Genomic DNA, 12,855 nt, shown 5'->3' with positions numbered 1-12,855 from the left:
AAGCGCAATATGGGGAACGAACCGAGCGGCCGCGGCGTCTCCACCAGCGTCGTGCACGCGTTCGAGATCCTCGACCAGGTCGCCGCGGCCGGGTCCGAGGGCATCACGCTCGCCGCGCTCTCCGGTGGAGCCAGCAAGGCGAGAAGCACGACCCACCGCTACGTGACGACGCTGCTGCAGCTGGGTGTCCTCTGCCGCGACGACGGTGGCCGTCTGCACCTCGGGGCCCGTCTGCTCGCCCTCGCGACCGAGCTGCTCGACGGCGACATCCTCCGGTCGGTCGCCAAGCCCATCCTGGCGACCCTGGGAGCGGAGACCGGTGAGACCGTGCACCTCGGCGTGCCGACCGGCGGACAGATCACCTACATCGACAAGGTCGAGAGCTCGCACTCCGTCCGCCTCGTCTCAGGCATCGGGCACCAGATCGCCCTGTACTGCACGTCGATGGGCAAGGCCGTGCTGTCCCGGCTACCGCCGGAGGATCTCGACGCCGTCCTGGCCTCGCCCCGCCCTGCCGTCACCGCGCACACCCTGACGGGACGAGACGAGCTGCTCGCCGAGCTGGCGCGCATCCGGGCGTCGGGCGTGTCGATGGATGCGGAGGAGAACGAGCTCGGGGTCTGCTGTGTGGGAGCGGCCGTCGTCGACAGGCGCTCGCGCCCGGTCGCCGCGATCAGCGTCTCGGGTCCGGCGGCGCGCATGACGGCGTCGCGGCGGGCCGAGATCGCACCGCTGGTCCGTGACGCTGCCCGGGCCATCGAGGAGGCCCTGGGCTACCGCGGTCGGGTTCCCGCACCGGTTCCGGGGGCGCCGACCGAGGCGTCTCGATGACCTTTCCCGAGCGGCTCCGCGTGCCGCCCGAATCCCGTCGGTGGGCGCGACTAGAGTATGAGTCCTTCCCCGGTCCGCATCGTCTTGAGGAGGCCCCTGCCTGATGTCGAGCCGAGACTCGTTCGTGCACCTGCACGTCCACACGGAGTACTCGATGCTCGACGGTGCAGCGCGGCTGTCGGACATGTTCGCCCGGACGGCCGACCTCGGCATGGACGCGATCGCCATGACCGACCACGGCAACGTCTTCGGCGCGTACGACTTCTACAGCAAGGCACGGGCCGCCGGGGTGAAGCCGATCATCGGGATGGAGGCGTACCTCACGCCCGACACCCACCGCGGCGAGCGCAAGCGCGTCCAGTGGAACAAGGGGGGCGACGACGACGTCTCCGGCGGCGGCGCGTTCACCCACATGACGCTGCTGGCCGAGTCGACCACGGGGATGCACAACCTCTTCCGGCTGTCGTCGCGCTCGTCGCTGGAGGGGTTCTTCTACAAGCCTCGTGCGGACCGCGAGCTGCTGGCCGAGTACGCCGAGGGCCTGATCGCGACCACGGGCTGCCCGTCCGGCGAGGTGCAGACCTGGCTACGGATCGGCGACTACGACAAGGCGCGTGCGTCGGCCGCGGAGTTCCGCGACATCTTCGGCAAGGACAACTTCTTCGTCGAGCTGATGGACCACGGCCTGTCGATCGAGAATCGCGTCCGCGACGGCCTGCTCCGCCTCGCCAAGGACCTCGATCTGAGGCTCGTCGCGACCAACGACTCGCACTACACCCACCCTGAGGACGCGACCGCGCACGGCGCGCTGCTGTGCGTCCAGTCGGGCAAGACGCTGCAGGACCCGACGCGCTTCAAGTTCGACGGGGACGGCTACTACATCAAGTCGCCGCAGGAGATGCGGGCGATCTGGGAGGACCAGGCGGGCCTGCGGGAGGCGTGCGACAGCACGCTGCTGATCGCCGAGCGGTGCAACGTCGAGTTCACCGAGGGCGAGGGCCGCTTCATGCCCCGGTACCCGGTGCCCGAGGGCGAGAGCGAGACCTCCTGGTTCATCAAGGAGGTCGAGCGCGGACTCCAGGCCCGCTACCCCGAGGGGGTCCCGGACTACGCCCGCAAGCAGGCCGAGTACGAGACCGAGGTCATCATCGGCAAGGGCTACCCGGGCTACTTCCTGGTCGTCGCCGACTTCATCAACTGGGCCAAGGAGCAGGGCATCCGGGTCGGCCCGGGGCGCGGGTCCGGTGCAGGCTCGATGTGCGCGTACGCGATGCGGATCACCGACCTGGACCCGATCCCGCACGGCCTGATCTTCGAGCGGTTCCTCAACCCCGAGCGCAAGTCGATGCCGGACTTCGACGTCGACTTCGACGAGCGCCGGCGCGGTGAGGTGATCCGCTACGTCACCGAGAAGTACGGCGACGACCGGGTGGCGATGATCGTCACCTACGGCACGATCAAGGCCAAGCAGGCCGTCAAGGACGCCTCCCGCGTGCTGGGATACCCGTTCTCCATGGGGGAGCGGATCACCAAGGCGATGCCGCCGGCGGTGATGGGCAAGGACGTCCCGCTCAAGCAGATCTTCGACGAGACCCACAACCGCTACAGCGAGGGCGGCGAGTTCCGTGCGCTGTACGACTCCGACCCGGACGCGAAGAAGGTCGTCGACACCGCCGAGGGCCTGGAGGGCCTGAAGCGGCAGTGGGGGGTGCACGCGGCCGGGATCATCATGTCGAGCGAGCCGCTGCTCGACATCGTCCCGGTGATGAAGCGCGAGCAGGACGGCGCGATCATCACCCAGTTCGACTACCCGACGTGCGAGACGCTCGGGCTGGTCAAGATGGACTTCCTGGGGCTTCGCAACCTCACCGTGCTCGACGACGCGCTCGAGAACATCGCGAACAACCGCGGCGAGCAGGTCGTCCTGGAGGACCTGGGTCTGGACGACCCGGACGCGTACGCCTTGCTGTCGCGCGGCGACTCACTCGGGGTGTTCCAGCTCGACGGCGGGCCGATGCGGGCGCTGCTGCGCCTGATGAAGCCCGACAACTTCGAGGACATCTCGGCGCTGATCGCCCTGTACCGCCCGGGCCCGATGGGCGCGGACTCCCACACGAACTACGCCCTGCGCAAGATCGGCCGCCAGGAGATCACGCCGATCCACCCCGAGCTGGCCGAGCCGCTCGAGGAGATCCTGTCGACCAGCTACGGCCTGATCATCTATCAGGAGCAGGTCATGGCGATCGCGCAGAAGCTCGCCGGCTACTCCCTCGGCCAAGCCGACCTGCTCCGGCGCGCGATGGGCAAGAAGAAGAAGGAGGTTCTCGACGCCGAGTACGAGAACTTCGAAGCCGGGATGAAGGCGAACGGCTACTCGCCCGCGGCCGTGAAGACGCTGTGGGACATCCTGCTGCCGTTCTCCGACTACGCGTTCAACAAGGCGCACTCGGCGGCGTACGGCGTGGTGTCCTACTGGACGGCCTACCTCAAGGCGCACTACCCGGCCGAGTACATGGCGGCCCTCCTGACCAGCGTCCGCGGCGACAAGGACAAGTCCGCGATCTACCTGAACGAGTGCCGCCGGATGGGCATCAAGGTGCTCCCGCCCGACGTCAACGACTCGGAGGCCAACTTCACCGCGGTCGACAACGACATCCGGTTCGGCCTGTCGGCGATCCGCAACGTCGGCCACAACGTCGTCGATGCCATCACGGCCGCCCGCGAGGCCGAGGGCGCCTACGCCGACTTCTCCGACTTCATGGAGAAGGTGCCGCCGGTCGTCTGCAACAAGCGGGTGATCGAGTCCCTGATCAAGGCCGGCGCCTTCGACTCGCTGAAGCACTTCCGGCGCGCGCTGGTGACGGTCCACGAGGACGCCGTCGACCAGTACGTCGACATCAAGCGCAACGCAGCGATCGGTCAGGACTCGCTGTTCGCGGGTCTCGACGACCAGGCTGCGGGCTTCGCCGGCGCGAGCGTCGCGGTGCCCGACGTCGAGGAGTGGGACAAGACGACGCTGCTGGCGCACGAGCGCGAGATGCTCGGTCTGTACGTCTCCGACCACCCGTTGTTCGGACTCGAGCACGTGCTGCGTGCGGTCAGCGACTGCACGATCGGCGAGGTGATCGCCGACGAGGAGCGCCCGGACAACAGCAACGTGACCGTGGCCGGGCTGGTCACGGGGATCCAGCGCAAGCTGACGAAGAAGGGTGATCCGTGGGCGATCGTGACCGTCGAGGACCTCGAGGGTGCGATCAACGTGATGCTCTTCCCGTCGGTCTACACGTTGTCGGGCCATCTGCTGGTCGAGGACGCCGTGGTCGTCGTGAAGGGCCGGTTGCGCCGCAAGGAGGACACCCCTGAGATCAGTGCGACCGAGGTGAGCGCCGCCGACCTGTCCGTCGGGACGGAGGGGCCGGTCGTGATCTCGGTGCCGACGTCGCGCTGCACCGCCGGTGTCGTCGAGCAGCTGCGTGACGTGCTGGCGAGCCATCCCGGTGCGACCGAGGTGCACCTGCGGCTGGTCGGCAACCGCAGCACCAAGGTGATGCGGTTGGACGCCCGCCTGCGGGTGAGCCCGTCGTCCTCGCTGATCGCCGATCTCAAGGCGCTCCTGGGGCCGGGCTGCCTCGCGTCGTGACGTCGGTCGGGGGCGCGGTGTTCGCGCCGGGTGACGCGCGCGATGATGGTGCGATGGCCGACCGACCGGACGACTCACGCGCAGGACGACGTGTCGCCGCCGTGTTGCTGGCCTACGTCCTCGCGGGGATTCTCGCGGGCGTGCTGTGGGCCTGGCTGGCCGACCCGGTCCAGTTCACCGTCGTCGGCGGCGACGACGGCCCCACCGGTCTCCAGGCGGGCGAGGAGGCGGCCTCGGCGCGCTTCGGCGTCGTCGTCACGTACGCGGCGGTCGCTGTCGTGGCGTCTGCGCTGACCGCGTCGGTGGTGTGCCTGCGGACCGGGCCCCGCGCGGGGGCCGCCACCGTGGTGTGGCTCGCGGTCGCGGGCACCGTGGGTGCGGCCGTCTCGGCCCTGACCGGGATCGCGCTGGGCCCGGGTGACCCGGAGGCAGCGGCGACGTCGGCGGCGGTCGGCGACACCGTCGCCGACCGGCTCGCCGTCGATGCCTGGGGCGTGCTGCTGGTCTGGCCGGTGGCGGCACTCGCGGTCGCGATGGTGGTCTGGACCTTCCTGCTGCCCCGCGACGAGCCGGTCGATCCGGCCGCGTCGGCCGAGGCCCAGGGGCCCGGTCGTGCGCCGCAGGGGAGCGGTGCTCCCACGGAGACCGACCCGCCGCTCCCGCGCTGACGCCGCCGGTGGCATCCGGGCCGAGGCTGAGGCACGCTGGACCATGGGCAGCGCCGGAGTGACGAGGACGCGGGGGCGCTCGTGCCCGTGAACCTCGACCGGCCGCGGCCGTGGTCTGCAACCGTGGAGAGAGGGGCGGAGCGTGCACTTTCAGTGGCTCACCGAGCAGCTTCCGACGGATCGAATGCTCGCAACCGTGGTGATGGACGCCAGTCGGGACACCGAGAGCGGTGACCGGGCCGTCGCGATGCGATGGTCGGAGCTGCGGCGGTCGCTCGACGACCAGGGGCCGGGGGCCGCGTTCTCCGGTGTCCTGGAGGAACAGGTGCTGCGCCCGACGCGGGCCGGCGGGCCGCACGGCCGCCTGGTGGTGGCATCCGAGGACGAGGTCCTCATGGACCGGCTGCTTCTGGCCCCGCCGCGCAAGGACGAGGCCGTGCTGACGATGGGCCCCGACGTGTTCGCCCTCGCTCGCGAGGCCGACGACACCGTCCGGTATCTCCTCGCCGAGATCGACCGGACCGGCGCGGACCTGGTGCTGTACGACTCGACCTCCGGCGCCGTGGGCGGGTCTCCCCACCGTGAGAGCGTGGACGGTGCGCACGACGTCCTGAACAAGATCCGCGGTGGCGGGCTGTCGCACAAGCGGATCGAGAGCCGGGTCGAGGACTCGTGGGAGCGCAACGCCGAGACGGTCGCGGCCGATCTCGACCGGATCGTCCTCGAGCGTCGCCCCGACCTGCTGGTGCTGACCGGCGACGTCCGTGCGGTCGCCCTGGTCCAGGGTGCGCTGGGCGCGGCTGCCCGCGAGGTGGCCGAGCAGGTTCCGGGCGGGGCGCGCAACAACGACGTCAACGGCACGTTCGAGGCGCGGGTCGACGAGGTCCTCGAGGCCTTCCGCGAGCGGCGGAGAGGCCTGGTGCTCGATCGTTTCTCCGCCGAGGTCGGCCGCAACGGGCTGGCGGTGACCGGCCTCGCACGGGTGGTCGATGCGCTGCGCAAGGCGCAGGTCGAGGAGCTCGTGGTGTCCGACGAGGCGATCGGTCCCGTGAGCACGCTCGCCGAGATCAAGCTGTGGATGGGGGAGAAGCCCCTGGAGCTGTCGATGCACCGTGACGAGATCCGACAGCTGTCGTCGGGCGACGCGCACGCGCGCCGCGCCGACCTCGCGCTCGGTACGGCCGCCGCGGCGCAGGACGCCGGCATCACGATCGCCTACGACGGCGCCGAGGCGCTGCTCGACGGGGTCGGCGCCGTGCTCCGCTGGGACCCGGCGAAGCCGTCGGGTCTGACCGAGGCTCAGCCCGGCTGAGCGTGCCGGCTGACCCGGCCCGAGCCCGCCGTACGACCGGTGCCGGCCGTGCAGCGGACTCGGCCGGCCGTCAGCGGGCGATCGGTGCGGACCCCGCCGCGGTGAGCTCGATCAGCACCTGCGGCGTCAGCTCGATGTCGAGACCGCGGCGGCCGCCGGAGACGAAGATCGTCGGCCACGCCCCCACGGAGTCGTCGACCACGGTCCGTAACGCGGTGCGCTGGCCGAGCGGGCTGATGCCGCCGACGACGTAGCCCGTGGAGCGCTCGGCCCGCGCCGGCTCGGCCATCGCGGCCCGTTTCGCGCCGACGGCGCGTGCGAGGGCCTTGAGGTCGAGCTGGCGGTCGACGGGCACGACCGCGACCGTCAGCTCGCCGTCGCAGTCGGCGAGCAGCGTCTTGTAGACCCGGGACACCGCGACGCCCAGCGCCTGCGCCGCCTCCAGCCCGTACGACGCCGCCCGCGGGTCGTGCTCGTAGGGGTGCGCGGTCCACGTCGCCCCGGACGACTCGAGCAGGGCCGTCGCGGGCGTACCCGTGCCGGCGCCCCGGTTCTTGCGCTTCGCCATCGGTGTCCGTCCGGTCGGGTTCGGGGTCAGTTCGGTGACCAGGACGTCCGGGCGACGTCGACGGCCGGCAGGCTCGGGACCGCCCGCATCGCGGCGATCTCGTCGCGCACCAGGGCGCGGTAGGAGCGCAGCCTCGAGGCGGCGTCGTCGGCCTCGAGCAGCTCCTGGCGGTCGGGGAGGGTGAGCACCGCGCTCGACGCGAGCACGTACGAGAGCTCGACGGGGTCGTTCGGGAGTGCCTCCACCGACGCGTCGAGGCGGAAGCGGTTCAGCTCGGTGCGGTAGGCGTCGAAGATCGCGTGCGCCCGGTCGGCCTCGAGGTCGGCGTCGTCGCCGACCGGCTCGTCGAGCTCGGTGACGTGACCCCACATGAACGACTCGCTGGTCACGCCGGCGTCGAGGCGGATCCGCGACCCGGCCTCGACCGTGACGTCGTAGCGCCCGTCCTCGTGCTCGGTGACGTCGGTCAGCCGGACCTCGACACCGACCCGGTGGATCGACTGGACGCCGGCGTCGCCGACCTCGTACCCCTCCCGGATCGAGACGATCCCGAAGCGCCGCTGGGTCTCGGGCAGCCTCAGCAGATGGGTCACGAGCTCGCGGTAGCGGTCCTCGAAGATGTGCAGCGCGATCGTCTGCCCGGGCAGCACGACGCTGCTCAAGGGAAACATCGGGATCTCTCGCTCCACGCGAGCCACACTAGCGATCCGCACCGTGCCCGGAGCGCGGACGTGGCCGGTCGCACAGGCGCGTCTCCGTAGACTTGGGACCATGATCCGTCTCATCGACCTCCGGGACACCCCGGCCGCGACCTCGGCGGCGCGCTACCGCGCGCTGGTGCCGCGGGCGCCGTTCGACGTCGAGGCAGCGCTGGAGACCGTACGACCGGTGTGCGAGGACGTGCGTCATCGTGGCGAGGCCGCGGTGCTGGAGGCGACTGCTCGATTCGACGGGGTCGAGCGCGACCGGATCGCGGTGCCGCGCGACGAGATCGCCGCGGCGCTGGAGAGCCTGGACCCGGCCGTGCACCACGCACTGGTCGAGTCGATCCGTCGACTGCGGCTGACGTGCGAGGCGGAGCTGGAGCGGGACGTGACGACCGAGCCGGCCCCCGGGGCGCAGGTCGAGCGTCGCGTCGTCCCGGTCGACCGGGTGGGGCTGTACGTCCCGGGCGGACTCGCGCCGCTGGTCTCCAGCGTGGTGATGAACGCCGTGCCGGCGCAGGTCGCCGGGGTCGGATCCCTGGCGCTGGCATCGCCGCCGCAGCGCGATCTCGGCGGTGCCGTGCACCCGACGGTGCTGGCGGCCTGTGCGCTGCTGGGGATCGACGAGGTCTACGCGGTCGGAGGGGCGCAGGCGGTCGCGATGTTCGCCTACGGCGCGGGCCCGTGCGACCCCGTCGACCTCGTGACCGGACCGGGCAACATCTACGTGGTGGCCGCGAAGCGCCTGGTGAAAGGGACCGTCGGGATCGACGCCGAGGCCGGTCCGACCGAGATCGCGATCCTGGCCGACGACACCGCCGACCCCGCGTTCGTCGCCGCGGACCTGATCAGCCAGGCCGAGCACGACCCGCTCGCCGCGGCGGTGCTCGTCACGGAGTCGCAGCGCCTCGTGACCGCGGTCGGTCACGAGCTGGAGCGCCAGGTGCCCGCAGCGAAGCACGCCGACCGGATCCGTACGTCCCTGACGTCGGAGCAGTCCGGGGCCGTGCTCGTGCGCGACGTGGACCAGGGCCTCGACGTCGTGAACGCCTACGCCGCTGAGCACCTGGAGATCCAGACCCGCGACGCCGCGTCGGTCGCGGCGCAGGTCCGCAACGCCGGAGCGGTGTTCGTCGGGGGGTTCGCGCCGGTCTCGCTGGGCGACTACGCCGCCGGGTCCAACCACGTCCTCCCCACCGCCGGCTGCGCCTGCCACTCCTCCGGGTTGTCGGTGCGTTCGTTCGCCAAGACGATGCAGGTCGTGCACTACGACGCGGGCGCGCTCGCCGAGATCGGCCCGCAGGTCGTGACGCTCGCCGAGGCCGAGGACCTGCCGTCCCACGGTGCGGCGGTCGCGGTCCGCCTCGATGCCATCGCCGGCGGCCGGGAGGCCGGGTCATGACCCTGCCCGACTGGGTGCCGGTCCGCGAGGACCTGCGTGCGTTCGAGCCGTACGGCGCGCCGCAGCTCGACGTCCCCGTCCTGCTGAACGTCAACGAGAACCCGTACGGCCCGTCGAAGGCGACCGCCGACGACCTGGCCGAGTCGGTCCGTGAGATCGCCTCGGACCTGAACCGCTACCCCGACCGCGAGGCGTGGGCGCTGCGGACGGACCTGGCCGCGTACCTCGGGGTCGCCGACCCTGCCGGCGTGTGGGCCGCGAACGGCTCGAACGAGCTGATGCAGCAGATCCTCCAGGCGTTCGGCGGACCGGGCCGTACGGCCGTGTCGTTCACCCCGACGTACTCGATGTACCCGGAGTACGCCCGCAACACCCACACCCGCTGGGTGACCGGGCGCCGCGCCGAGGACTTCACGTTCGACCTGGACGAGGCGCTGCGCCTGATCGCCGCCGAGCAGCCGGACGTGGTCCTGCTGGCCTCCCCGAACAACCCGACCGGCGAGTCCCTGACGCTCGAGTCGGTCCGCGCGGTCTGCGAGGCGGCGCCCGGCCTGGTGGTGCTCGACGAGGCGTACGCGGAGTTCCGTCGCGCGTCGACGCCCAGTGCGCTCGAGGTGCTGGCGGAGTACCCGCGGCTCGTGGTCACCCGCACGATGAGCAAGGCGTTCGCGTTCGCCGGCGGCCGGGTGGGCTACCTCGCGGCGGACCCCGCGATCGTGGACGCTCTGCGGATCGTGCGCCTGCCGTACCACCTGTCGGCCGTGACCCAGGCGGTCGCGCGGGCGGCTCTGCGCCATGTCGAGGAGTCGCTCGCCCGGGTCGACGAGCTCCGGGCGACCCGCGACGAGACCGCGGGGTGGCTGCGCGCGCAGGGGCTGGACGTGGTGGACTCGGACGCGAACTTCGTGCTGTTCGGCACCTTCGACGACCGGCACGCCGTCTGGCAGGGGCTGTTGGACCGTGGCGTCCTGATCCGGGAGACCGGGCCGCAGGGCTGGCTGCGGGTGAGCATCGGGACGCCGGAGGAGACCGCGGCGTTCCGCGACGCACTGGTGGAGGTGCTGGCATGACCACGATCGAGATCACCGGCGAGCGGCGGGCGCGCGTCGAGCGCAAGACGTCGGAGTCGCACGTCGTCGTCGAGGTGGACCTCGACGGCACGGGCCGTCACGAGATCAGCACCGGCGTCGGGTTCTACGACCACATGCTGACGGCACTGTCGCGGCACTCCCTGATCGACCTGACCGTGCAGTCGGAGGGCGACCTGCACATCGACGCCCACCACACCGTCGAGGACACCGCGATCTGCATCGGCGAGGCGATCGGCGCGGCGCTCGGCGACAAGGCAGGCATCCGGCGGTACGGCGACGCGCTGGTGCCGCTCGACGAGGCGCTGGCCCAGGCCGTGGTCGACGTGTCCGGCCGGCCGTACTTCGTGCACACCGGCGAGCCCGACGGCCAGGTCACGGTCGTGATCGGCGGGCAGTACTCCGGCTCGCTGACCCAGCACGTGCTCGAGTCGATCGCGCACCACGCCGGGATCACGATGCACGTGCGTCTGGTCGGCGGGCGCGACCCGCACCACATCGCCGAGGCGCAGTACAAGGCGGTCGCCCGGGCGCTGCGGCAGGCCGTCGAGCGCGACCCCCGCGAGACCGGGGTGCCGAGCACGAAGGGCGCCCTGTGAGCAGTGGGAAGCCGGGGGTCGTGATCCTCGACTACGGCTCGGGCAACCTGCGCTCGGCCGTCCGTGCGGTCGAGCGGGCCGGCGCGGAGGTGACGCTGACCGGCGACTTCGACGCCGCGCTGGACACCGACGGGCTGGTCGTCCCCGGGGTCGGTGCGTTCGCCGCGTGCATGGCCGGGCTGCGCTCGGTCCGCGGCGAGCAGGTGATCGGGCGACGGCTGGCGGGGGGCCGGCCTGTGCTGGGGATCTGCGTCGGGATGCAGATCCTGTTCGAGACCGGGATCGAGCACGGCGTGACCACCGAGGGCTGCGGCGAGTGGCCGGGCACGGTGGAGCGGCTCGAGGCGCCGATCGTCCCGCACATGGGCTGGAACACGGTGGCCGCGCCGGAGAAGTCGACGCTGTTCGAGGGCGTCGGAGACGAGCGCTTCTACTTCGTGCACTCCTACGGCGTCCGCCGGTGGGACCTCGACGTGCAGCCGCCGCTGCCGTCCCCGATGGTGACCTGGACGGAGTACGAGGGGGACCGGTTCGTGGCCGCCGCGGAGAACGGCCCGCTGTCCGCGACCCAGTTCCACCCGGAGAAGTCCGGCGACGCCGGCGCGGCCCTGCTGCGGAACTGGGTCCGCTCGCTCTGACCGCGCCGGCCGCCCTCCGACGCCGCGGGTGACTCAGTCCTCGCGCAGCAGCGGCTGCCCGTCGGCGGTCTTGGTGATGGTGAACGCGTCCACCTCGTCGCCCGGGCGGACGCCGCCGGTCGGGTCGTCGCCGGTGGCCGCGACCACGGACCGGTAGACCAGCGCGTCCTCGCTGACGCGGATGGCCTGGTACGTCGACGCCTGCTCGAGCGCGACGGCACGCCGGGCGCCGTTGCGGGTCCAGTTGTTGTCGTCCGCGGGTGCCATCTCGTAGTACTTGCTGCCGGCGACGGACACCACGTAGGTCGGTCCGACGACGCCGGCGGCGGTCTCGTTCTCGACCAGGTGACCGCGAGCGTACCCGTGGTCGTGGCCCTGCAGGACGAGGTCGACGCCGTGACGCTCGAGGACCGGCAGCCACATCGCGCGGGTGGCGATGTTGTCGCGGCCCGGGGTGAAGCTGAACATCGGGTAGTGGAAGGTCACGATCGTCCATCGCTGCGGGTTGTCGGACAGGATCCGGTCGAGCCACAGGGCCTGGTCGAGCCCGCCGAGGGGCGCGTTGCCGTTGAGGGAGACGATCCGGACGTTCTTGTAGTCGGTGTACCAGACGTCCTCGCCGCGGACCGCCGGCCCGTTGGAGGGGTACGCGAAGTGCGCGCGGTACTGCTGGATCAGCACGTCGCCGCTGTACTCGTGGTTGCCCGGCGTGGTGACGACCTGGTGGCTGCGGGCCTGCTCGCCGAGCCCGTCGAAGAAGTCGGTCCACTCCTGCGACTCGTCGGCGTTGTTGATCTGGTCGCCGCCGAAGACCGAGACCTCGGCGTCGGGGTGCGCGCCGTACGCGGCTCCCGCGACCTGCGGCCAGACGGTGTCGATGCCGTTCTGCACGTCGCCGAAGGCGAGCAGGTCCCAGGGCTCGTCGCTGGCGCCGGGGGTGGTGAAGCGGCTCCACGACGACCATCCCGCACCGTTGCCGACCCGGTACTCGTAGGTCGTTCCCGGGGTCAGTCCGGTCAGGCGTGCGCTGTGGTGCGCCGCGGGCTCGACCCCGATCATCCAGGGGCGCGTGCGCTCCTGCGCGGCGATCTGCGTGGCGGCGGTGGCACCGGCGACGCGGTACTGCACCTGCCCGCCGGCAGCCCCGGTGGAGGTGCGCCAGGTGATCGACTGGCTGGTCGCGGGGTGGGCGGTCGGGTTGAGGACGATCCGGTCGGGCTGGGTGGTGGCCTGCGGCTCGGACGCGGCGGCGGCGCTCGGCCCGACCAGGGCCAGCGCCACGGCGGTCGCGACGGCGATGCGGCGAATCATGGGACTCCTCGAGGCTCGGTTCTCGGTCACGGTCGGTGTCAACGTAGGGTTCGCAGGCGGCGCTCGGGTGAACGCCGTCCGAACGAAGGACGGC

11 protein-coding genes are annotated in these 12,855 nt (G+C 71.6%); 8 read left to right on the top strand and 3 right to left on the bottom strand.

What is annotated here, in order from left to right:
- Positions 1-9: 9 nt before the first annotated feature.
- From CLV56_RS01060 to CLV56_RS01045, 4 genes are all read left to right on the top strand, one after another.
- Complete coding sequence (locus CLV56_RS01060; RefSeq protein WP_100414248.1) at positions 10-831, top strand: IclR family transcriptional regulator; 822 nt, start codon at positions 10-12, stop codon at positions 829-831.
- Positions 832-934: 103 nt separating this feature from the next.
- Entirely contained in the window at positions 935-4,471 is a 3,537-nt protein-coding gene (dnaE, locus tag CLV56_RS01055; RefSeq protein ID WP_039340196.1) for a DNA polymerase III subunit alpha, read from the top strand.
- Between the two features lie 53 nt (positions 4,472-4,524).
- Positions 4,525-5,139 carry a hypothetical protein gene (locus CLV56_RS01050; RefSeq protein ID WP_157805032.1) on the top strand — a complete coding sequence of 205 codons (615 nt, stop codon included), beginning with the start codon at positions 4,525-4,527 and terminating at the stop codon, positions 5,137-5,139.
- Positions 5,140-5,281: 142 nt separating this feature from the next.
- On the top strand, positions 5,282-6,451 hold the full coding sequence (locus tag CLV56_RS01045; protein ID WP_157805031.1) for a baeRF2 domain-containing protein: 1,170 nt from the start codon (positions 5,282-5,284) through the stop codon (positions 6,449-6,451).
- A 70-nt stretch (positions 6,452-6,521) separates the two neighbouring features.
- On the opposite strand, the gene ybaK is transcribed toward CLV56_RS01045, so the two are convergent.
- Entirely contained in the window at positions 6,522-7,019 is a 498-nt protein-coding gene (ybaK, locus tag CLV56_RS01040; protein WP_039340198.1) for a Cys-tRNA(Pro) deacylase, read from the bottom strand.
- 26 nt (positions 7,020-7,045) lie between these two features.
- Positions 7,046-7,708: an LON peptidase substrate-binding domain-containing protein gene (locus CLV56_RS01035; protein ID WP_157805030.1), complete on the bottom strand. Its 663-nt coding sequence runs from the start codon at positions 7,706-7,708 to the stop codon at positions 7,046-7,048.
- 82 nt (positions 7,709-7,790) lie between these two features.
- On the opposite strand from CLV56_RS01035, the gene hisD reads away from it, so the two are divergent.
- Genes hisD through hisH form a run of 4 tightly spaced genes read left to right on the top strand, consistent with a single transcriptional unit; the run spans position 7,791 to position 11,450 of the window.
- Complete coding sequence (gene hisD, locus CLV56_RS01030; RefSeq protein ID WP_039340203.1) at positions 7,791-9,125, top strand: histidinol dehydrogenase; 1,335 nt, start codon at positions 7,791-7,793, stop codon at positions 9,123-9,125.
- On the top strand, positions 9,122-10,195 hold the full coding sequence (locus CLV56_RS01025; RefSeq protein ID WP_039340205.1) for a histidinol-phosphate transaminase: 1,074 nt from the start codon (positions 9,122-9,124) through the stop codon (positions 10,193-10,195). The genes hisD and CLV56_RS01025 overlap by 4 nt, the downstream gene beginning before the upstream one ends.
- Complete coding sequence (gene hisB, locus CLV56_RS01020; protein ID WP_039340207.1) at positions 10,192-10,812, top strand: imidazoleglycerol-phosphate dehydratase HisB; 621 nt, start codon at positions 10,192-10,194, stop codon at positions 10,810-10,812. Before CLV56_RS01025 ends, hisB begins: the two co-directional genes overlap by 4 nt.
- Positions 10,809-11,450 (top strand): imidazole glycerol phosphate synthase subunit HisH, encoded by a 642-nt coding sequence (gene hisH, locus CLV56_RS01015; RefSeq protein WP_039340209.1) that lies wholly within the window; start codon positions 10,809-10,811, stop codon positions 11,448-11,450. Before hisB ends, hisH begins: the two co-directional genes overlap by 4 nt.
- Positions 11,451-11,483: 33 nt before the next feature.
- Here hisH and CLV56_RS01010 read toward each other — a convergent pair whose 3' ends face one another.
- Positions 11,484-12,761, bottom strand: a complete 1,278-nt coding sequence (locus CLV56_RS01010; RefSeq protein ID WP_039340211.1) for a purple acid phosphatase family protein — start codon at positions 12,759-12,761, stop codon at positions 11,484-11,486.
- Positions 12,762-12,855: the final 94 nt, after the last annotated feature.

Origin of the sequence: Mumia flava (genome assembly GCF_002797495.1) — a bacterium.
Taxonomy (GTDB): Bacteria; Actinomycetota; Actinomycetes; order Propionibacteriales; family Nocardioidaceae; genus Mumia; species Mumia flava.
The sequence above is the reverse complement of the archived record's forward strand: the minus strand, read 5'-3'. Positions and strand labels throughout refer to the sequence as shown.

What these genes read in the sequence shown, in the direction of transcription:
- CLV56_RS01060 (WP_100414248.1), top strand. Translation starts at nt 10, where the DNA reads ATGGGGAACGAACCGAGCGGCCGCGGCGTCTCCACCAGCGTCGTGCAC.
- dnaE (WP_039340196.1), top strand. Translation starts at nt 935, where the DNA reads ATGTCGAGCCGAGACTCGTTCGTGCACCTGCACGTCCACACGGAGTAC.
- CLV56_RS01050 (WP_157805032.1), top strand. Translation starts at nt 4,525, where the DNA reads ATGGCCGACCGACCGGACGACTCACGCGCAGGACGACGTGTCGCCGCC.
- ybaK (WP_039340198.1), bottom strand. Translation starts at nt 7,019, where the DNA reads ATGGCGAAGCGCAAGAACCGGGGCGCCGGCACGGGTACGCCCGCGACG.
- hisD (WP_039340203.1), top strand. Translation starts at nt 7,791, where the DNA reads ATGATCCGTCTCATCGACCTCCGGGACACCCCGGCCGCGACCTCGGCG.
- CLV56_RS01025 (WP_039340205.1), top strand. Translation starts at nt 9,122, where the DNA reads ATGACCCTGCCCGACTGGGTGCCGGTCCGCGAGGACCTGCGTGCGTTC.
- hisB (WP_039340207.1), top strand. Translation starts at nt 10,192, where the DNA reads ATGACCACGATCGAGATCACCGGCGAGCGGCGGGCGCGCGTCGAGCGC.
- CLV56_RS01010 (WP_039340211.1), bottom strand. Translation starts at nt 12,761, where the DNA reads ATGATTCGCCGCATCGCCGTCGCGACCGCCGTGGCGCTGGCCCTGGTC.